The sequence below is a fragment of the Paenibacillus sp. PK1-4R genome (assembly GCF_030369595.1).
Classification (GTDB): Bacteria; Bacillota; Bacilli; order Paenibacillales; family Paenibacillaceae; genus Paenibacillus.
The window spans coordinates 2,567,650-2,588,831 of record NZ_CP126535.1 but is presented as its reverse complement, the minus strand read 5'-3'; the positions used below and the strand labels follow the sequence as shown (position 1 = coordinate 2,588,831).

Sequence of the window (21,182 nt, the reverse complement as noted above, 5' to 3'; positions counted from 1 at the left end):
AATAACGAATACTCACGGCGATCCCCCGCCGATTTTCATTTCACATGTACATGTTTCCACGTACTATTCACTGTTTCCAGCGAACCCATAATTAAGAATGGTATAAATCTTAAGAAACCGAAACCGCTTTTTTGGAAGGAAAAAGGGTTGTCCATTTCTTACAGACTCATGTCCATTTTAGTATTTGACGAAAGAAATTGTCAAGAGAATGCAGTATAGAGACTCTAGTCTGCTAATCCCATAACAACGCTTCGTCATCTTCAGGGTCCCCAGCCTCATCTTCTTCAATTAAACAATTCACGACCCGGCGCACCATATCCATTGAAAAACCACGTCTCATTAGGAAGGGAAGCGTTTTATTTTTCTTCTCTTTGACGTCCCCTTTGACCTGATTCCATTTTTTGCGTCCGGCACTCAAGGCAGTCTCAAATTCCGCATCTGTACTAATACCTTCTAGTGCCTCAACAATGAGATCATTGGCAATGCCCTTTTGACGCAGCTCTTGCCTTATCCACAGTTTTCCCTTCCGCTTGCCCTCCATACGCTGTCTTGTCCATTCCTTCGCAAATAGATCATCATCCACTAACTTCTCCCGCTCAAGGCGATCCAGCGTCTCTTCAATTAATGGTGCAGCAAACTCCTTCTGACGAAGTTTCTGACTTAATTCATGGCGCGTACGTGGCTTATGCTCCAAAAAACGCAGAGACTGTGCATACGTCCGCTGTCGCTCATCAGCTACAATGATTTCCTCCAGATCCTTCTTCATAAACGTATTGCCTTGAGTCATCCTGTATTTAATCATCACATCTTCAAGAACCGTAATGGAGTGGATACCAAAAGTGATTCGATAACGAGCTTGCCTGCTCTTCGTTCGTTCTACACGTGTAATAATAAGTTCTTCGTTGTCCGGAAATTGGGATAGGCCATCCTGTTCTGCTTCTTCATATAAATCCTCGTCATGTTGATCCATTCAGGTCTCCCCTTTCATAACATTTTCATTCTGACTACGCCAAGCACATCTCCACACATAAGACAAAGAACACTAATAATACAAAAGACCGGGAACTCTGCCCGGCCTTTACTCCACAGTTAGCGTGCTAACAGCCCCTGTCCATTGGGACAGGGGCTGTTAGACAGCATGAGCACTCCCACTACAATCCATTATCCAGATTGATCCAAGCTCAATCAGATAAGTTTACGGAGTCCAGTGGGAAACACCCTCAGGGTCCTCCCTACAAGGGAGGATTTGAGAGATTACTCGTTGATTTCAAACAATTCTTGTTCTTCTTCTGCTTCTTTTTGTTGCTCTTCACTAGTTGGCGCAGGAACTGCGGTAGTCAAGTTACTAGCTACCCGAATTTTTTGTTCAATGATTTCAGCAATGTCTTTATGCTCTTTCATGAACTGCTTTGCGTTCTCACGGCCTTGTCCTAAACGCTCGCCTTCGTAGGAGTACCATGCACCACTTTTATTAACGATATCCAGCTCTGTACCAATGTCAATGATACTGCCTTCTCTCGAAATACCCTCGCCATACATGATATCCACTTCCGCTTGTTTAAACGGAGGTGCCACTTTGTTTTTCACAACTTTAATACGAGTACGGTTACCAATCATGTCATTGCCTGATTTGATACTCTCAATACGACGCACATCCAGACGTACTGTGGAATAAAACTTCAGAGCACGACCACCAGGTGTTGTTTCCGGGTTACCAAACATAACGCCGACTTTCTCACGAAGCTGGTTAATGAAGATTGCGATTGTTTTGGATTTGCTGATTGCACCAGACAATTTACGCAACGCCTGAGACATCAAACGCGCTTGCAAACCAACGTGTGAATCACCCATTTCGCCTTCAATCTCTGCTTTTGGAACCAAGGCAGCTACGGAGTCAATAACAACGATATCTACTGCACCACTGCGTACAAGAGCTTCTGCAATTTCCAGCCCTTGCTCACCCGTATCTGGCTGAGATAGAAGCAATTCGTCAATGTTAACACCCAATTTGCTTGCATATTGAGGATCAAGAGCATGCTCGGCATCGATAAATGCTGCTTGTCCACCAACACGTTGTACTTCAGCAATCGCATGTAATGCGACAGTTGTTTTACCTGAGGATTCAGGTCCATATATTTCAACAATACGGCCTTTAGGCAAGCCGCCTGTTCCTAATGCAATATCCAAAGCCAAGGAACCACTGGGAATAATTTCCACATTCATATGAGTGGACTCACCCAGTTTCATGATGGATCCTTTACCAAATTGCTTCTCTATTTGACGGAGCGCCATATCAAGCGCGGCACGACGGTCTGACAATAAGCTCACACCCTTTACTGTTTATAAGATAATGATACCTTGTTTTAACACGTTTGCCAAGCTTTTTTTCGAACATACATTCGTTTTTTTGTAAAGGCCGAGGCGCCTCTTCCTCAAGGAAACTTTCCATTAAACAGAAAAAAGAACCGTAAACAAGGCTGTAAAGCCTAATTCTACGGTTCTTCCGTCTTCCTTAATTATACTTGCTTGGAACTGTAAATGCAATCGAAGCTATTAACTAATCAATCCATCGCCACAAGTTTTTGCCATAAGCGATAGAGAATCGCTTTGGCTGAACGAATGCGAACAGTCTCACGATTACCATTAATACGCAGCTCATGAATTTCCGTCTCTTTTCCACGTTCAGCAAGAGCGATGAAGACAAGTCCGGGTGGTTTACGTTCCGAATATCCCGGTCCAGCTACACCGGTAACAGCCAGGCCAAAATCAGCATCGCCAATCATACGGATCTGTTCAGCAAGCACTTTTGCAACCTCAGGACTTACCGCCCCTGGTGCATCTTCACCTTCCAGATAATCATGAGGCACATTTAGCAACTTTTCTTTAATTTCATTGGAGTAACAAACAATTCCACCTTTGAGCATTGACGCACTTCCGGGTACAGAGGTCAGACTTTGCATGACAAGCCCTCCTGTACAGCTCTCAGCAGCGCTGAGCGTCAACCCCATGTCAGACATCATGGTTACAATCGTGTACTCTATAGGCACATCCTCGTTCGCGTAGAGATGTTCTGTCAAACGCTCCCGAATCTGAACCTCCATCGCATCCAGCTTCAGCTTCGCCTCTCCCTCACTCGCAGCCTTCGTGGAGACACGTACCGTAACTTCGCCTTCGCTCGCGTAAGGAGCAATCGTGGGGTCTGTCTGCGCGTCAATCAGATCCAATAGTCGATCTTCCAAAGCAGATTCACCAATACCTGCGAATTTGAGCATTCGGGAATAGATTGGCATCTCTTCTGTGAGCACATGCTGGAACAGCCAAGGCTTGACTTCCTGTTCAAACATTGGAATCAACTCTTTAGGTGGTCCAGGCATTACAACATAATATTTGTCATTGTCAGAAATCGCATTTCCCGCCGCAAGTCCTGTTTCGTTGGCAAGAGGTGTGCCGCCATCAATAACGATCGCCTGACGTCGGTTATTCTCTGTCATGTCCACATTACGATCTCTGAAAAAGCTCTCAATTTTGTCCATTGCCATTCGATCTGTATGCAGTTTCCGGTTAAGAACAGCTGCGAGCGCATCCTTGGTCAGATCATCTTGGGTAGGTCCGATGCCACCGGAAAACAAAATAACGTCTGCACGGCCCTGCGCAATGCGTATAGCTTCACTAAGACGGTTCAGGTTATCCCCAACCACCGTTTGGAAATATACATCGATCCCCATCGCAGCCAATTCACGGGATAGGTATCTGGCATTGGTATTGACGATTTGTCCAAGCAGTAGCTCTGTGCCAACTGCAATGATTTCTGCCTTCATTGAGCATCCTCCTGTACACGTGGTGAGTGATCAAAGGGCAATAGGATAATTTCCTATTGCCCCTGACCCAATGCTTCCTTCATGATTACCCATTTAAGAACAAACCATTATGCTTTTGTTAAATGAAGCAAATTTTTGTTTTTGATAAAGTAATCGATACCCGACCAGATGGTAATAAGCGCTGCTGCCCATACCGCAATAATATCGACGTGAATACCCGTGTATGAAAACGGGAAATTGTTCAACAGCAACAGCACAATCGCCACAATCTGCACTACAGTCTTCAGCTTGCCCCAAGCACTAGCGGCAACAACCGAACCATCCAGCAATGCAATTTGACGCAAGCCGGTAACTGCGAATTCACGACTAATAATAACAACTGCAATCCAGGAATCCAGCTTGCCCATCTCCACAAGCGAGATCAAAACTGCAGTAACCAGCAGCTTGTCTGCGAGTGGATCGAGCAGTTTCCCCAGATTGGTAACCATGTTATTTTTCCGCGCAAGGTATCCGTCAATTCCATCTGTGCTTGCGGCGATGATAAAAATAACAGCAGCAATCAGTTGATTATACGGAAGCGAAAAGCTTCCAAGCTGCAACGGCTCTGGATAAAATGGAAAATCCACGAGCAGGAACACCATCAAAAAAGGGATTAAGCAAATTCGTGCAAGCGTAATCCGGTTGGGTAAATTCACAAGACGCCCTCCCTCATATCCTCCATTACTCCAAACAATCATCATAATCCCGTTATCATCATCCGGAACATGAAATGTACAGTTTCAATGTCAATCCATATTAACATGATCCCACTATGTAGAAACGCAAAAAATAAAGTCAACCGCTCAAAAGCAAAACCGCTTTAAACGTTCCGGTGACTTCCAGAAGATGTACTGCTTTTCACAAAGTCAGCAAACGATGAGGACTGGACTTGATGCATGACTGCCAGCAATGCACACTTAGTATAATATACGCCCAATACAGTGTCAAAAAACACTTTTGCTACAAAAAGGCCATATTACTTGAAATTTGTATATTGCAAATCCAGAGGTAGGTTAGCACCATTTAGCAGCTGCATGACAGCTTGCAAATCATTTTTACTCTTACCAGTTACCCGGAGTTGGTCTCCCTGAATCTGACTCTTCACCTTCATCTTGGAATCGCGAATTAGAATATTGATTTTCTTGGCGATGTCCTGATCAATCCCCTGTTTAAAATTCAAACGCTGTCGGACTGTACCAGAAGACGCTGGCTCTACCTTTGCGTAATCAATGTTTTTCAATGGTAGACCACGCTTCGCCATTTTGGATTGCAGCACGTCAATGACAGCCTTGAGTTTGGTCTCATCATCAGATACGATCGTTAACGCATCCTTATCCAGTTTCAGGCTGCTCTTGCTGCCCTTGAAGTCATAACGAGTGCCAATTTCCTTCTCGGTTTGTGTAACGGCATTTGTCAGTTCTTGCAAGTCCATTTTGGACACGATATCAAATGAATTTTCTGAACTCAAACCAGTCACCCTTTCAGTTAATCGTATGTTCTGTAACATTATAGAGGATACCTTAAGCAAAAGTCTAATTTCAAGCTGTTTTAGACAAAGAAAAAAGCATTTTTGGCTTCCACTTGAAGTGGCTGCCAAAAATGCTTGCTGGTCCAGCTTCCAACCTAATAGCGGCTGCGGTTGGGCTGTCTGAACATATCGAGCACACCCAAAAGCACATGTGCAAGTCCAAAACCCAATATTCCGTAACCCCAAGCACTTGGAGTCAGGTAATAACCCAGGAGGCTGACAATGATCCCTAAACCTGTTACGATCCAGCTGACTGTCACAGCCATCCACCTCACTTCACCAAAAGTTAACTGCAAGTTAAGACACGGTTATTGTCTCCTGCAGTTGACCCGGTTATTCGTTCCCCGTGGTACCCCCTGTACCGTCCGTTGATCCATTTTCAACACCTGTAGAAGAAGTAGTACTACTACTACTGTCTTCACCAAGCTTCAAACGGATCCGATTGGTCGCCTTGCCATCCGTTACAACTTGCCCGCCAACCTCAATCGTGGTCGCTGCAGCGTAACCGGACTTAATATACATGCCTGCACTATCCAACTCAAAGGTATAGCTGTCACCTTCGGCTGTGTTACCATACTCCAACTTCTCTCCACTGGAGTTTTCGCCTTTGTACACTTCCAGCCAGCTATGACCTGTTGCTTTGATCGTAACCGTTACAGGTTGCCCTGCACTACCGTTAACTTTAAAGTTCGTAATATTTCCTGATTTCCCATCTTCCGCAACAGTCACATTAGACGGTGAATTGTCAGTTGGTTCTTCCTCAGTTTCATCCGTCTGTCCGTCCGTTTGGCCATCAGTTTGACCATCAGTTTGACCGTCCGTCTGTCCTTCCGTGTCTGTACCGCCGCCGTTACCGCCAGCTTCGCCCTCACCAGTACCGTCAGTACCTGAATCTGTCGCAGGCGGATTAGATGCCTGTCCGTTGTCGGCAGGTTGATCCGGTTTATCCTCAGGCTGTTGTTGACTGTCCGTAATTTTGACCTGATCAAGCCCCGGATTATCTGATTCATCACCATTGTTATACACCACGTATACATACAACAGTACTACGATCAAAACAGGGAATGTCCACATCAGCGCGACAGACATCCACCGATTACTACGCTCAACCGGACGGCTGGAACGCTTCTGTATAACCGGTTCCATCGTTGCTTCCGCCTCTTCTGCGGGTACGTCTTTTTTGTGTCCCTCCAGCAGCTCATCAGGGTTCAGTCCCACGGTCTCCGCATAGGTTTTGATGAAAGCACGCACGTAGAAGCTACCCGGCAGCACTTTATAGTCTCCTGCTTCTATGGCCTCCAGATACCTCTTGCGAATTTTTGTCATTTCCTGTACATCGTCAAGACTCATCCCTTTTTGCAGCCGGGCCTCCCTTAACTGCTGACCCAGTTCAGACATGCCATCTCCTCCTTATGTTTATCTCTTGAGTTGTTGCTAATCTATTTCATGATTCCGTACGGTTCCTTACAATTCGTCGGTGTAGCTAGCCGTAAACGTATCATAAATAATTTCTTCATTCGGATTGTTGCGAAGTTCAATAATAATATCAAAATCATTAAAATCATATTCGGATTCCTGTACAAAAATATCCGGATGTTCAATAACTTTGGTGCTAGGCATGGTCATAATATCCTGCAACAGGTTGTAATGCCGCTCACTGGAGCGTATCGTGCTAACAATACCGTCGATAATGAACACATTGTTCGGGTTCAATTCGTCTTCGGACATTTGACTCCTTATCGTCTGACGAAGAAGTGTAGAGGAAACAAACGTCCATCGCTTCATTGCACATACGCTACCCGCAATAATGGACTCCGTTTTACCAACACGAGGCATTCCGCGCAAACCAATGACCTGATTGCCTTCCCTCTTAAATACTTCACCCAAAAAGTCCACAAGTAACCCAAGTTCATCTCGTGTGAAACGAAATGTCTTGCGATCATCCGAGTCACGGTCAATGTATCTGCCATGACGCACGGCCAAAATATCCACCAATTTAGGTTGACGCAAAGCCGATACGGTGATGCTGTTTACTTTGCCAAGCATTTCACCAAGCAAACGGATTTTTTCATCATCATCCGATTCAAGCAGCATGCCTCGAGTTTTGCCTTCAACACCGTTAATGGTCAATATATTCACTTCAAGCATCCCCAGCATAGAGGCAATATCGCCTAACAAACCGGGTCTGTTCTTATGTATTTTATATTCCATGTACCATTGTTTAGATTCCATTTCAACACCCCGTAATGCATTATTCCACATTATTCGACAGCAACAGAACGTGTCCACTGGACAACAATCTGAGACATCTTCTAAAAATGGGTCACGTTAATGATATATAAAATGAAAATGAATTACAAGAACAGCTCTGTAATCCGTTTGTAATCATTAGAGAAAAGCCCCCTTGCGGGAGCTCTTCATCTGTAATCTTATGCGTTTTGTTTGGCCAATTTGACCATCAGGCACGCAATCGTACGACGCTCATCTGCATCGCCGACATCCCATAACTCTTTCAATGCCCGGTTGGAATGGTTCGCCGGATCGACTTTCTCATCAAGGAAGTCGCCGATTTCATACGCAAGTTTGTTGATGGTTTCTTCACTCATCCCCATCTTCTCTGCTTGCAGTACGCGGTCACCCAGGAACTTCTTCCATGTGTCAAAACTGGAGAGCACTGTTTTTTCTGTTGACATGATAAATCCTCCTTAGATGACGCATGAGATTTAAAATCAACAGTTGTAATATGTGCTTTCGAGGCATTTTATATACGAGCATTTTGAAAATAATCTAGAGACGGTTGCTTCCAGGCAATCTTCACCTGTTTCGTCTACAACCAGTCAAATTTTCTTGCTTTTTTACGTTAACCAACCGCCATTCGGACTGATAATCTGCCCATTGATATAACCAGATTCAGGGAGTGCCAGAAAATAAACCAGTGATGAGATTTCATCAGGTTGAGCAAGTCTTCCTGCCGGAATTTCCTCTTCCAGCATCTTCAGTTCACTCTGATCCAGATGGTTCAGCATGGATGTCTGAACGGCGCCAGGAGCAACGGCATTTACGGTTACTCCGGAAGGTGCGAGTTCTTTCGCCAGCGCTTTGGTGAATGCATTCACCCCACCCTTGGTTGTGGAATACAGCACCTCACAAGAAGCACCAGACAGTCCCCAGATCGACGATACGTTAATGATTCGGCCATACCTTTGGGAGATCATGTGAGGCATCATTTCCTGTGTGCACATAAACGTGCCTTTGAGGTTAATCGCCATCACTTCATCCCAGATCTCCTCTGTAACATCAGACAACATCCCGTAGTGCGAGATTCCTGCATTATTCACAAGAATATCTGGCATGAGATTATGCGACTCGAGCTTCTCACGCATGCGCTCAATCTGTTCCCGGCTGCGAAGATCCGCAGACACGGTCATGATTTTTCCACTGCCCTGTTCCATACACCGTCTGGCGGCTTCATTGGCTGCCTCATGCGATTTCATATAGTGTATAACAACATTCATTCCCACTCTGGCGAAGCGTTCTGCGATAGCCGCTCCAATGCCACCGCTTGCGCCAGTTACCAGTACAGTCATTTCCCCGATTGCCTTCAATTGTCCTGTTCCCCTCTCCATATCAAGGACTCACGACTAGCGATACAGCCAGTTGATCCCAGCGAATATGCTCTCTCAGTCTGAGATTTACATCTTCCAGTGTAATCGATTCATAGAGCGGGAGCATATTGAAAAAATCACCGCCACGGAATTGCTGACGTGTAAATTCATGCGCAATGTTCTCCGGAGAATTGAGCATACGCAAATATCCGCCTATTTTCTTTTTGCGTGCACGTTCAAAATCCGTGGATTCGAACCCATTTTCTACAATGGCATCCACTTCTTCACGTATACGCGCGAGCAGTTGATCCGGGTCTTTTGTATCACCACCAATGGCTGAAAACGCATATTGCGGCGAACTGTTATACTCATGGCCAAAGCTGTCCGAGATCAGATCTTCATCGTAGAGCTTCTGAAATAATCGTGTGCTTGAGCCAAACAAAAGATCCATCATCAGCTGTGTTGTCATATCTCGCCGTAACAACTGTTCTCCGGTAAGTCCAATGTCTGTCTCCTTGAATCCAAACAGACATTTGGGCAGTGAAACAGCCAGTTTTGCTTCCCGTCTGGCTTCTCCTACCTGCTCAGGCTCCGGTTCGAAGAAACGTTGAATGCTCCCCTGTGGCTTATAATCCTTCTGCTCCTGGTTCGATCGAACCATATCAATGACTTCCTGTGGATCTACACCACCCACCACAAACAAGAGCATATTACTCGGGTGATAGAAGGTGTTATAACACTCATACAACATCTCTTTGGTAATCGTACGGATGGATTCCACCGTTCCTGCAATATCGATATGCACCGGATGTTTCTGATACATGGCTTCGATCAATCCAAAATAAACACGCCAATCCGGATTATCAGCATACATGTCAATTTCCTGTCCGATGATGCCTTTTTCCTTTTCCACATTTTGATCCGTGAAGTAAGGATTTTGCACAAAGTTGACTAATGTTTGTATATTTTCATTCACATATTCGGTCGCTGAAAACAAATAAACCGTCTGATCAAAGCTCGTAAACGCATTAGCTGAAGCACCATGAGACGCAAATGTTGCAAAAATATCACCTGTTGGTTCTTCAAACATTTTATGCTCCAGGAAATGAGCAATCCCATCCGGGACCTTCACTTCTTCCTGCCCTTCAACCTGAAAATGATTATCCACCGATCCATACTTGGTTGCAAACGTAGCATACGTTTTCTGGAATCCCGGTTTAGGCAAAATATAGACATGCAGTCCGTTATCCATTACTTCGTAATATAGTGTCTCCTGCAAATGCTCATACCGAATGCTCTCCACCGATTATTCCTCCTTCTCATCCCGCAAGAAATAAATCGTATCCAGACGGAATTGTTCTGCCGCCTCACGCACATCTTCCTTGCTAATATGTTCTACTTGAGCCAACAGTTCTTCAGCCGTTCTTTCTTTGCCAGACAACTGTCGATTGAAGTCATAAGCGATCATCTCAAAAGCAGAATCCTGCATTTCCTTAAGCAGGTTACGGATCATCGCTTTGGTCTGGGACATTTCAAGGTCACTGATTGTACCGCTTTTCATTTCTTCCAGCTGCTGCTTGATGATCGTGACGGCCTTCTCATAATTCGGGATTTCAATCCCGGATTGAATCGTTGCAATGCCCTTATGTCCGTCATATCGCGAAGATGCGTAATACGCCAGGCTTTCTTTTTCACGAACATTGACAAACAGTTTGGAATGAGGATAACCACCGAGAATCCCGTTGTACATTAGTGCTGCAGCATACTGAGGATCTCCATAAGTGATAGATGTACGGAGTCCCATATTGAGTTTTCCCTGACTCACATTCAGTCGCTCAACAACGGTCTCCACTTCCTTATCTCCTCGAACCGCTGCCTGTGTCTGGTAATCAGAAGAGGACGTTCGATCTACATTGAAATGACGTTGAACGAGGTTCTCAACCTCCTCCAATGTCGTATCACCCACCACATACAGATCCATACTCGCCTGTTGCAGCCACTCCTGATAAGACGCAGTCAGTGTGTCAGGCTCAATTCCGGGCAGATCCTTTCGCTCACCCAGTGGGTGAAGACGGTACGGCTCGTTCTTGCACATTTCCTCAATACTGCGTTCAGCGGCATAGCGCATTTTATCATTCACGATGGACTCCAGCTTTTTACGAACAGTCTCTCGCTCTGCTTGTACATAAGACGTCCTGAAATGTCCATTCTCCTGTGCAGGTCGTGTAAGAACCTCTCCTAGGAAGGCAAATGAACGATCCAGTAGCTGTTCATCGCCTCCAACAAAAGAATCATTAATGGTATCCATTCGGAACTGTACGATCTGGTAATCCCCTCGTTTATAAACGTCAAAACCAAAACCTGCTCCATAGAGATGCTCCAGTTGCTCACGAAATTGCGTTGTTTCCGGATAGGACTCCGTGCCGCGTCGCAGAACAAAAGGTGTCAGCGCTACTTTGGTTACTGTATCTTCCCGTAAGGGAACTCCTGCATATAACGATATAGCAAACGTTTTGAAACGTTTAGTCGGAAGCACATGTATACGAAACTCTCTCTTGTTACCTCGTTCGAATCCTGATGTATTCAAATGTCAAAACCCCTTTACGGCGTCATTTGTCATGCAATCGTATTAAGCTAAACGTAACAACCATTTTAACCCATTCAAAAGGCAAGAAGCAACCGAAGTCACGCCTTCTGGTTGCTTCCAACATCATCACATACAAAAGATATGCTGTCCGATTGTTTTCACTTGTGGGCGGGTCCAGATCCATTTGGATGTTGCTGTCTTCGGGTTAAAATAATAGAGACATCCACCGGACGGATCCCAACCATTCAGCGCCTGCTCAACTGCCTTTTTGGCTTGTGCGTTCGGTTCCAGATAGATCTGTCCGTCCGCTACAGCCGTAAATGCACCTGGTTGAAAAATTACACCAGAAGGCGTACTTGGAAAGCTAGGTGAATTTACGCGATTCAAAATTACTGCTGCTACTGCGACTTGACCTTCAAACGGTTCACCCCGGGCTTCACCATACACAGCGTTAGCCATAATCTTGAGTTCATTCTCTGAGAGACCAAGGGCATTGGCAGATCCCATATTATCTTGCTCTTTATCTGCCGTATTGTTGCCGCCTCCACCCCCACCTGAGGATTCCTTGTGTAGCGGCGGCTCTGTTGGCGACCATTTGGTTGACGCATTGTACAGCTTGAGCTTGGTCTCAGCTCCAACCACACCATCTGCCTTCATGCCAAACTCGGATTGAAACCATTTGACGGATTTCAGCGTACTGCTGCCAAAATTACTGTCGATTTTACCATTGTAAAATCCCAGGTACTTCAGACGCCCCTGAAGCTCATATACATCCTGACCGTAACTTCCATATTTCACTGTATTGCTGCTAAACGTAGGCAAGGCCTTTTCTTCTACCTGCGGTGTACGCTCGGCTGAACTTTCAGTTGCTGTATTCGCAGGAAGCAAATAACGAATCCCCAATGCGGATATCAGCAAAATAGCAGTGAAAAGCCATAGGTTCATTTTTCGCATCGACTGTGCTCTACCTTTCTCTTGTGGGATTAACAGAATCGCTAAGCTTATTATGACAAGCCTGCTTATTTCCTATGCACCAAATCATCCGATCTTTGGAGTAGATGGCAAAACTTCAGTCTCCTGAGCAAGCAAAAAGCCCTCAACCAATATGGTTGAGGACTTAAACGATTCGTTGTAAGCATGTTACATGTTACACTACGAGCTTATTTTATTCTGCTGATACTGTTCAAGTGAAACCAGTACTTCCCTTGGTTTGCTGCCCTCGTAAGGACCGATTACACCCCGGGCTTCCATGGAGTCAATTAAACGCGCTGCACGTGTGTAACCAACCCGCATACGACGTTGCAACAGGGAGACTGAAGCTTGTTTTGCCTCCAAAATAATCTGTACAGCTTGCTCATATAACTCATCTTGTACTTCATCTGCTGCCTGAATGGAATCATCCACTTCAGGTACAATGGATTCATCATACTGCGCTTCACCTTGACCACGTACGTAGTTTACAATATTCTCGACTTCTTCATCGCTCATAAACGCACCTTGTACACGAACCGGTTTTGATGCGCCCATTGGCATGAACAACATGTCTCCACGACCCAACAGCTTCTCAGCCCCACCCATATCCAGAATCGTTCGGGAATCGACTTGGGAGGATACGCCGAAGGCAATCCGCGATGGAATGTTAGCCTTGATTACCCCGGTAATAACGTCAACAGATGGACGTTGTGTGGCAATAATTAGATGGATTCCGGCTGCACGAGCCATCTGAGCAAGTCGTGCAATGGCATCCTCCACATCTCCGGCTGCAACCATCATCAGATCTGCAAGCTCATCCACAATGACAACGATATAAGGCAGAACAGCCGCAGGATTATCTTTCATCAGGTTATTGTAACCCTCGACGTTACGCGTGCCTGATTTGGAGAACAGTTCATATCGTTTCTCCATCTCAACCACAATCTTTTTGAGAGCAAGTGACGCTCGTTTAGGATCAGTTACTACTGGTGCCATCAGATGTGGAATTCCGTTATATACGTTCAACTCAACCATCTTGGGATCGACCATCAGGAACTTCACTTCATCCGGCTTGGCTTTGTACAATATGCTGGTAATAATTCCGTTGATACACACCGACTTACCGGAACCTGTAGCACCCGCGACCAGCAAATGGGGCATACGAGCCAAGTTACCAATAATCGTCTGACCCGAGATATCTCGGCCAAATGCAATGGTCACTTTGGATTCTGCATCCTGGAACGTTGCTGTCTCCATTACTTCACGCATCGTTACAACCGATACCTCGCCATTAGGTACTTCGATACCAATAGCAGACTTTCCGGGAATCGGTGCTTCCATCCGAATATCCTTTGCCGCCAGAGCCAACGCGATATCATCAGTTAGGCTGACAATCCTGCTGACCTTAACACCAATATCAGGCTGAATTTCATACCTTGTAACGGCAGGGCCCCGGACCACTTCAAGCACCTTGGCGCGAACACCGAAACTCTCCAGTGTAGCTTCCAGCTTGCGTGCTGTCTGCATATAATCCTTCTGGTCACCCGCCTTGCCCCCATTGTTTGGCTTGGCAAGGAGACGGAATGACGGCAGCTTGTACGGCTTAGGAGGTGGCGGTGGTGGTTTCACCGGTTGTGTTTCCTGCCCTTCAGGAGTAGGAGTATCTGTTCCCTGTATTGCATCATTAGGTACTTCTTCTCCACTCTGAATCTCATCCACAGTATTCAACCCGTTCGTACCCGCATCGGATGCAGACCACTCTGTCTCTACCAGTTCATCCGTTATTTTAATGGCATGCTCACCCTGTTGTACTACGTTTGGATCGGCCAGATCATCCGGGAAAGGATAAGCATCGTCCAGATCATCTTCAATGCTTGCCTCTTCTGCTCTGACGTGCTCGAAAAAGTCTCGAATGATCGGCGCTGAGTTAGGTTTAGCCTGAACAGGAACACGTGATGAAGCTGATTTGTTCACTACGTCTTCGGTCGCATCCTGCCACGCCTCTACATTGTGATCTTGTTCGGCGCGGTACACAATCTGTTCTGTTTCTGCCGAATCGACCTCATCCATTTCACGTCCTGATGTCGCCCGTTCCCGATTAGCTCCCCATTTCCCAAAAAGCTGGAAGAATATTGGCGATTTTCGTTTTGGCAGATGCTGTTCCTCTAATTCATCCTCATACTCGTCTTCGTCATCTTCAACAGGAACAGGCACCACTTTACGAGCGTTACCTTTCTTCCTTCCATCAGATGCTGAAGCAGAACGTGCAGAGGGCCTCGACTCCAGCTTCTTGTACATCGAACTCCCGGCATCCCAAATCTTTGTACGGAATATTCGAATCAGATCCACATAAGATAGACTTGTGATCAGCATAAAACTGATGATAAACATGACAATCATGATGAGTCTCGCCCCAAGGCTGCCGAACAGCCACAGGAAAAGAGCAAATTGCCCAGCTCCGAGATAACCACCGCTGATGTCCTTATTAAGCATGGAGTCCCTCTCACCTGGCGCAGCAGGAGTTAGTAACTCGGTTTGCATATCATTATGTACCTGTGTAATTACAGCACCAGGCTCAAGCGCACCAACCGGAATGAGCTTCTGGTGCATTGCAGAGACAGTACTCATCAGGGTTAAAGCAAAGACCAGCAATACCAGTCCTGTTTTGCGTGTAGTCCAGCCACTCGGCCATTTCCGGTGAATCATCACCATAAGACCATAATAAATACCAACAAGTGGAATCGCAAAATAAAACTTACCAAGCATCAGTCCGAACATCTTGGAAAGCGAACGTCCAACGGTGGCTTCACCCGATAATGCTATGACAGCAAGGGTAATAAGCACAATCCCGTAAATTTCATATTTTAAAACGCCGCTAAAACCAGCGCCCTTTTTTTTCCTCTTTTTTCTTCTGGCCAAAATCAGGTCACCCCCAGAAGAATATTATACCATACAAATATAATCCGTACATATGTTCTTTTTCTGCTCAATTTGTCTGAATTCGTCGCGTTATGCTGATCCCAAGTTACCCGAAAGCGGAATGGTCGAACCGGGCATATTAGCAGGATTGAGATAGGCTTCAAGTGGACAATCCAGCAAACGTACAATGACGGCTTCATTGTCATTAACAGGTCTCACCTGCATCAATAAACCATTCATCTTGATCTCCTTTGTATCTTCGCCCTCTTTCCACATACCCGACCAGAGTTGTTCCGGGGGCATCACTGTATATAATGTCATTGGGTATAACCTCCCGCCTGCAGGGTCTGTCTCTTGTCTCCTATGAGCTGATTTAACTGAGCAATGGCTTGTCCAATTCCGCCTACTGCATCCATCAATCCATATTTCACTGCATCTGCGCTTCCTACAGCTGTGCCGATGTCCCGATTCAACTCACCGGTCTTAAACATCAGCTCTTTGAACATCTCTTCAGAGATATTCGAATGCGAAGTCACAAATCGAACAACCCTTTCCTGCATTTTCTCCATATACTCAAACGTTTGAGGTACACCAATGACAAGGCCGTTCATCCGAATCGGATGGATCGTCATCGTTGCACTTCCGGCAATCAGGGAATACGTTGAAGCTACAGCAATCGGTACTCCAATGCTATGCCCGCCTCCAATGACCACAGTAACCGTAGGTTTGCTCAGAGAAGCAATCATCTCTGCAATGGCCAGACCCGCTTCTACATCTCCACCTACCGTGTTCAAAATGATCAGAATACCTTCAATACGCTGATTCTGTTCCGCAGCCACCAGCTGTGGAATGATATGCTCATACTTTGTTGTTTTATTTTGTGGTGGCAAAATCAAATGCCCTTCGACCTGTCCAATAATGGTCATACAAAAAATATTCGATTCACCTGCAGGCGACTGTGTCTGCCCAAATTGCTGAATAGTCTCTGTCACGGGAGAGATGGCCTTGTCCTCCTGAATCGGAATCTCCGGCGCTTCAACTTCCGGTTGATTGGATCTTGATGCCTGCTTGCCATTCATACGTTCATTCATTTCAATAATCCCCTTCTCCATAAACATTTAATGTATTTCCTTAGTATGGGGATTTTTCCAACCGCCTTATACCCGGTACAGCAAATTGCTTCACATATTGATCCTATTGCAGATCTTCCTGAAAACGCAAAAAAAGCCCCTTCTCTACGAGGAACCGTCCAATATTACTCGTAGAGAAGGGGCGACTGTGTGCCTGAATATATGTTTTTGTTTAGCCTATTTTAAACTTCCATAATGATTGGCAAAATCATCGGTCTACGACGAGTTTGCTCATACAGGAAGCGTCCCAGTGCATCTTTAACATTTGTTTTGAGTGAAGCCCACTCGTTAACGTTCTCACTCATCAACTTCTGCAATGTGCTGCTAACGATCCGGTTGGCCTCATCCAGTAGTCCTTCCGATTCACGTACATACACAAATCCACGAGAGATGATGTCAGGACCGGAAACAATTTTTCCATCCTGTTTGCTCAGTGTTACCACAACAACAAGGATACCATCTTGTGACAACAATTTGCGGTCACGAAGTACAATGTTACCCACATCACCTACACCCAAGCCGTCGATCAACACATTACCTGCAGTAACTTTACCTGCTCTACGTGCTGCTCCACCTTGAATTTCGATCACTTCACCGATATCCGTGATGAAAATGTTCTCAGGTTCTACCCCTACAGATTCAGCAAGAACCGCGTGGCGACGCTGCATACGGAATTCACCGTGAATTGGCAAGAAGAATTTCGGTTTCATCAGGTTGAGCATCAGTTTCAGCTCTTCCTGGCTACCGTGACCAGATACGTGGACGCCACTGTTAGCACCGCTGTAATGCACGTTAGCACCCAGACGGAACAATTCATCAATCGTACGGCCTACATATTTTTCATTACCTGGAACCGGTGTTGCTGCGATAATGACGGTATCACCTGGCAGGATGTCCACTTTACGGTGTGTGGAACGAGCCATACGTGTCAATGCTGACATTGGCTCTCCTTGACTTCCTGTGCAGAGAATCACGACACGATCAGCTGCCATCTTGCCTACTTCTTCAGGTTCAATGATCATGCCATCCGGAATCTCAAGATAACCCAGTTCGGAAGCAATACCAACCACGTTCACCATGCTGCGTCCGATAACTGCAACTTTACGTCCAGTCACTTCTGCTGCATTGATCACCTGTTGGATACGGTGTACGTTGGAAGCAAATGTCGCTACAACAACACGTTGACTAGCTTTACGGAAGATATCTTCCAGAACGATACCCACATTTTTCTCCGATGGTGTGAATCCAGGTTTCTCAGCGTTTGTACTGTCGGACAACAGCGCTAACACGCCATTTGTTCCGATCTGTGCCATACGCTGAAGATCTGCATATTGACCATTGACTGGAGTATGGTCGAATTTGAAGTCACCTGTGTGAACAACTGCACCTTCCGGTGTTTCGACACATACACCAACTGAATCCGGAATACTATGGTTAGTAGCGAAGAACGATGCTTTCAGAACAGATCCAAGTTGGATCTCGGAATCAGCATCAATCAGAATACGTTTTGTTTCACCCAGCAAATTCGCTTCTTTCAACTTGTTTTCTACAAGTCCAAGCGTAAGTCTTGTTCCGTATACAGGAACATTCAGATGTTTGAGAACATATGGCAGACCACCAATGTGATCTTCATGTCCGTGAGTAAGGATGATTCCTCTTACTTTGTCACGGTTCTCAGTCAGGTAAGAAATGTCAGGGATGACAATATCAATACCAAGCATATCTTCTTCCGGGAATTTAAGACCAGCATCTACGACTACAATGTCGTTGGCGTATTGGATGACGTACATATTTTTACCAATCTCGCCTACGCCGCCCAAAGCAAAAATCATCAGTTTATCGTTATTATTTTTCTTAGACAAATGAATCTAAACCTCCTATGGTAGTTGGACGTCGTACCTTATTATTTATTGTAAGTTAAGAAAAGTAGTCCATACATCACATACCCACCTATCGGGATGAATGCAAAAGAACACCTTTATTCACGATATTTGGAAGAAGTTCTTCGAAGTTATTCCCTTTGACCAACAAGTTGGATTTGAAATTCCCTCTTAGCCGTTCCTTCCTTTTTCACCGCAAAGCTACACCACGAAACGATGTCGCTTTCAATTTCAAAAAAATACCGCACCCAGTCACTTGACATCATTATACATGATTAAAAACAAAAAAAACAAGTCACTCTCTCGTTAACCTGTAGGTTTCCCCTTAGCAGTGGAAAAGAAACCTCACATTACTCGTAAAAAAAAGAACCGCAGCCTCTACGAAGAGGAGCGGTTCTTTTGCTAATCTGAAGGATATTCCCATGATTAATAAAATAGTCCATATACAACCAAAATGATTACAAATTAAGCAAACCTTTGATATAAACCTTCTCCTCTTCCGTTGGCGGAATAAGGGGCAACCGTACGGAGCCAACGTCTAGACCACGCAATGTCAGCGCATATTTTACCGCTACCGGGTTCGGTAGAGGCTGTGGACACTCAAACAGGCCTTTGAACACTGGGAACAACTGCTGATGAATCTGAGCAGCCTGAAGAGGTGCTCCGCCATAGAAGGCGTCAATCATTTTTTTCATTTCTGCCCCTACGACATGACTGGCCACGCTGACAATTCCATGTGCTCCAACCGCAATCGCTGGTAAGCCTGAAGCATCATCACCGGAATAAACTCTGAAATTTTCTGGAGCACTTGCTGCAATCAGTGTAACCTGCTCCATAGACGCACATTCCTTCGTAGCGACGATGTTAGGAATCTGTGCAAGACGAAGCGTTGTGGCTGCTGACAGGCTGGTTACTGTACGCCCAGGCACATTGTAGAGCATAACAGGTAGTTTGGTTGAGTTTGCAATTGCTTCAAAATGTTTGAACAAACCTTCTTGACTTGGTTTGTTGTAATACGGAACAACCAGCAATATGCCATCCACTCCGGCACGTTCAGCTTCCTGTGTCAAATGGATGGAATGTGCCGTGTTATTGCTTCCCGTTCCGGCTATAATTTTGCACCGACCGGCCGCATGTTTCACTGCAAATTCGAATAATTGAACTTTCTCAGTATCACTAAGTGTTGGAGACTCCCCTGTTGTTCCAGAAACCACAAGCGTCTCCGACTTTTGATCTACAATCAGATAGTCGATTAGACGTGCCGTTTCCTCCCAATGAATCTCTCCTTGTTCATTGAACGGAGTGACCATTGCTGTAATCAATCTTCCAAAGTCCAATTCGATTCCTCCTTCAAAACAGGTTTGGCTCCTCTAACTTCAGTTATTTACAAATGAAGTTCGAATGAGGCGTGAAGTGCCCTCAGGGCCTGAACCATATCTTCTTTTTTTACGAGTACCCAGATCGTTGTGTTCGAATCTGCCGATTGCAGGATCTGAATGTCTGCCAGTGTCAAGGACTCCACGATTCGAGCCATGATTCCAGGTACACCATTAATGCCTCCGCCAATGACGGACACTTTGGCACAACCGGAAAGGCTTTGTGGCTTGAGACCTATCTCCTGCAATACCTGTATTGCTTTCTCGGAATCACTGTCAAAAACCGTATAGACAACTCCCGAGGGGGTAACATTAATAAAATCAACGCTAATTGAATTCTCAGCCATGGTTTTGAACACTTTTAGTTGCAATCGATCTGCACCACCAGGCACATCCACCGTAATTTGCGTTACATTGCTCACGTAGGCGATGCCTGTTACATAACGGTCAACAATGCCTGTCTGCACATCCTGGAATCCTTCCGGATGCGTAACCAGCGTTCCTTCCGTGTCTGCAAAAGTAGATCTTACCCGTACTGGAATCTGGGATTGCATCGCAATCTCAACCGCACGTGGATGGATAACCTTGGCCCCGTGGTGGGCCATGTTACAGATCTCTGCATAACTCACAACAGTCAGTGGACGTGCATCCTCAACAATTCGCGGATCAGCGGTTAGTATCCCGTTCACATCTGTGTAGATATCCACCATTTCAGCACGTAATGCTGCACCGAGAGCTGTAGCAGACGTATCGCTTCCCCCACGACCCAGTGTCGTGAAGTCTCCGTTCTCTGTCTGCCCCTGGAATCCGGTTACAACAACGACACGGCCAAGCTGAAGCTGCTCCAACACACGAACAGGACGGACATCCAATATCCGGGCATTCCCGAAATTGTCGTCCGTCACAAAACCTGCTTGTGCACCGGTCAGCACTGTAGTTGGAATGCCTTCATGTTCGAGTAAACTGCTCAACGTTGTCGCAGATATGATTTCACCACAGCACAGCAGTAAATCCTTTTCGCGTGCGGATAGTGCGTTTCCGTTCTGTGCAGCCCAGTCTAGCAACGTATCAGTCGCATATGGCTCGCCGCGGCGCCCCATCGCAGACACAACGATGACCAGACTCAATCCTGCTTCAAGTTCACGTTTAACGTGACGGAGCACATGCTCTCTCGCCTGAACAGTGGAGAGAGACGTGCCTCCGAATTTCTGTACCATGATACGCATCTTTATTCCTCCATTTGTGTACGCAAGAAGACTGGACACGGGTCAAATCAACAAATGGATCACTCTAGGGAGCGTTCTGATGCGATAATTTCAGCATTTTAT

19 protein-coding genes are annotated in these 21,182 nt (G+C 45.7%); all 19 read right to left on the bottom strand.

The genetic code is table 11. From position 1 onward, the window contains the following. Nucleotides 1–232: 232 nt before the first annotated feature. Nucleotides 233–970 carry a regulatory protein RecX gene (locus QNO02_RS11360; protein ID WP_091031821.1) on the bottom strand — a complete coding sequence of 246 codons (738 nt, stop codon included), beginning with the start codon at nt 968–970 and terminating at the stop codon, nt 233–235. 284 nt (nt 971–1,254) lie between these two features. Further along, nucleotides 1,255–2,319 carry a recombinase RecA gene (gene recA / locus QNO02_RS11355; protein ID WP_062833851.1) on the bottom strand — a complete coding sequence of 355 codons (1,065 nt, stop codon included), beginning with the start codon at nt 2,317–2,319 and terminating at the stop codon, nt 1,255–1,257. Between the two features lie 242 nt (nt 2,320–2,561). Then, nucleotides 2,562–3,818: a competence/damage-inducible protein A gene (locus tag QNO02_RS11350; RefSeq protein WP_091017238.1), complete on the bottom strand. Its 1,257-nt coding sequence runs from the start codon at nt 3,816–3,818 to the stop codon at nt 2,562–2,564. 107 nt (nt 3,819–3,925) lie between these two features. Continuing rightward, the gene (gene pgsA, locus QNO02_RS11345; protein WP_062833849.1) at nt 3,926–4,513 is read right to left on the bottom strand and encodes a CDP-diacylglycerol--glycerol-3-phosphate 3-phosphatidyltransferase; all 588 of its coding nucleotides are present in this window, start codon (nt 4,511–4,513) and stop codon (nt 3,926–3,928) included. Nucleotides 4,514–4,833: 320 nt separating this feature from the next. Further along, nucleotides 4,834–5,325 (bottom strand): YajQ family cyclic di-GMP-binding protein, encoded by a 492-nt coding sequence (locus tag QNO02_RS11340; RefSeq protein WP_017689115.1) that lies wholly within the window; start codon nt 5,323–5,325, stop codon nt 4,834–4,836. Nucleotides 5,326–5,480: 155 nt separating this feature from the next. Continuing rightward, entirely contained in the window at nt 5,481–5,645 is a 165-nt protein-coding gene (locus QNO02_RS11335; protein ID WP_167350848.1) for a hypothetical protein, read from the bottom strand. Nucleotides 5,646–5,718: 73 nt separating this feature from the next. After that, entirely contained in the window at nt 5,719–6,783 is a 1,065-nt protein-coding gene (locus tag QNO02_RS11330) for a helix-turn-helix domain-containing protein (RefSeq protein WP_289392047.1), read from the bottom strand. 66 nt (nt 6,784–6,849) lie between these two features. Then, entirely contained in the window at nt 6,850–7,617 is a 768-nt protein-coding gene (locus QNO02_RS11325) for a DUF3388 domain-containing protein (protein ID WP_024630282.1), read from the bottom strand. A gap of 197 nt (nt 7,618–7,814) precedes the next feature. Next, nucleotides 7,815–8,078 (bottom strand): DUF3243 domain-containing protein, encoded by a 264-nt coding sequence (locus QNO02_RS11320; protein ID WP_017689119.1) that lies wholly within the window; start codon nt 8,076–8,078, stop codon nt 7,815–7,817. Nucleotides 8,079–8,240: 162 nt separating this feature from the next. Beyond that, entirely contained in the window at nt 8,241–9,011 is a 771-nt protein-coding gene (gene ymfI, locus QNO02_RS11315) for an elongation factor P 5-aminopentanone reductase (RefSeq protein ID WP_026081137.1), read from the bottom strand. 1 nt (nt 9,012) lies between these two features. Further along, complete coding sequence (yfmH, locus tag QNO02_RS11310) at nt 9,013–10,293, bottom strand: EF-P 5-aminopentanol modification-associated protein YfmH (RefSeq protein WP_289392044.1); 1,281 nt, start codon at nt 10,291–10,293, stop codon at nt 9,013–9,015. A 3-nt stretch (nt 10,294–10,296) separates the two neighbouring features. Next, on the bottom strand, nt 10,297–11,577 hold the full coding sequence (gene yfmF / locus QNO02_RS11305) for an EF-P 5-aminopentanol modification-associated protein YfmF (RefSeq protein ID WP_289392043.1): 1,281 nt from the start codon (nt 11,575–11,577) through the stop codon (nt 10,297–10,299). A gap of 126 nt (nt 11,578–11,703) precedes the next feature. Continuing rightward, complete coding sequence (sleB, locus tag QNO02_RS11300; protein ID WP_091031830.1) at nt 11,704–12,531, bottom strand: spore cortex-lytic enzyme; 828 nt, start codon at nt 12,529–12,531, stop codon at nt 11,704–11,706. A gap of 198 nt (nt 12,532–12,729) precedes the next feature. Continuing rightward, nucleotides 12,730–15,468, bottom strand: a complete 2,739-nt coding sequence (locus QNO02_RS11295; protein ID WP_289392042.1) for an FtsK/SpoIIIE family DNA translocase — start codon at nt 15,466–15,468, stop codon at nt 12,730–12,732. A gap of 90 nt (nt 15,469–15,558) precedes the next feature. After that, nucleotides 15,559–15,789, bottom strand: a complete 231-nt coding sequence (locus QNO02_RS11290) for a YlzJ-like family protein (protein WP_036670404.1) — start codon at nt 15,787–15,789, stop codon at nt 15,559–15,561. Next, the gene (locus QNO02_RS11285; protein ID WP_223869123.1) at nt 15,786–16,559 is read right to left on the bottom strand and encodes a ClpP family protease; all 774 of its coding nucleotides are present in this window, start codon (nt 16,557–16,559) and stop codon (nt 15,786–15,788) included. The genes QNO02_RS11290 and QNO02_RS11285 overlap by 4 nt, the downstream gene beginning before the upstream one ends. A 221-nt stretch (nt 16,560–16,780) precedes the next feature. Next, nucleotides 16,781–18,460 carry a ribonuclease J gene (locus tag QNO02_RS11280; protein ID WP_076208870.1) on the bottom strand — a complete coding sequence of 560 codons (1,680 nt, stop codon included), beginning with the start codon at nt 18,458–18,460 and terminating at the stop codon, nt 16,781–16,783. A 476-nt stretch (nt 18,461–18,936) separates the two neighbouring features. Next, nucleotides 18,937–19,815: a 4-hydroxy-tetrahydrodipicolinate synthase gene (gene dapA, locus QNO02_RS11275; protein ID WP_091031836.1), complete on the bottom strand. Its 879-nt coding sequence runs from the start codon at nt 19,813–19,815 to the stop codon at nt 18,937–18,939. 47 nt (nt 19,816–19,862) lie between these two features. After that, nucleotides 19,863–21,080: an aspartate kinase gene (gene dapG / locus QNO02_RS11270; protein WP_017689129.1), complete on the bottom strand. Its 1,218-nt coding sequence runs from the start codon at nt 21,078–21,080 to the stop codon at nt 19,863–19,865. Between the last annotated feature and the right edge of the window lie 102 nt (nt 21,081–21,182).

Coding starts and splice junctions, on each gene's coding strand:
- QNO02_RS11360 (WP_091031821.1), bottom strand. CDS start 970: ATGGATCAACATGACGAGGATTTATATGAAGAAGCAGAACAGGATGGC.
- QNO02_RS11350 (WP_091017238.1), bottom strand. CDS start 3,818: ATGAAGGCAGAAATCATTGCAGTTGGCACAGAGCTACTGCTTGGACAA.
- QNO02_RS11330 (WP_289392047.1), bottom strand. CDS start 6,783: ATGTCTGAACTGGGTCAGCAGTTAAGGGAGGCCCGGCTGCAAAAAGGG.
- QNO02_RS11325 (WP_024630282.1), bottom strand. CDS start 7,617: ATGGAATCTAAACAATGGTACATGGAATATAAAATACATAAGAACAGA.
- QNO02_RS11320 (WP_017689119.1), bottom strand. CDS start 8,078: ATGTCAACAGAAAAAACAGTGCTCTCCAGTTTTGACACATGGAAGAAG.
- ymfI (WP_026081137.1), bottom strand. CDS start 9,011: ATGGAGAGGGGAACAGGACAATTGAAGGCAATCGGGGAAATGACTGTA.
- sleB (WP_091031830.1), bottom strand. CDS start 12,531: ATGCGAAAAATGAACCTATGGCTTTTCACTGCTATTTTGCTGATATCC.
- QNO02_RS11290 (WP_036670404.1), bottom strand. CDS start 15,789: ATGACATTATATACAGTGATGCCCCCGGAACAACTCTGGTCGGGTATG.
- QNO02_RS11285 (WP_223869123.1), bottom strand. CDS start 16,559: ATGAATGAACGTATGAATGGCAAGCAGGCATCAAGATCCAATCAACCG.
- dapG (WP_017689129.1), bottom strand. CDS start 21,080: ATGCGTATCATGGTACAGAAATTCGGAGGCACGTCTCTCTCCACTGTT.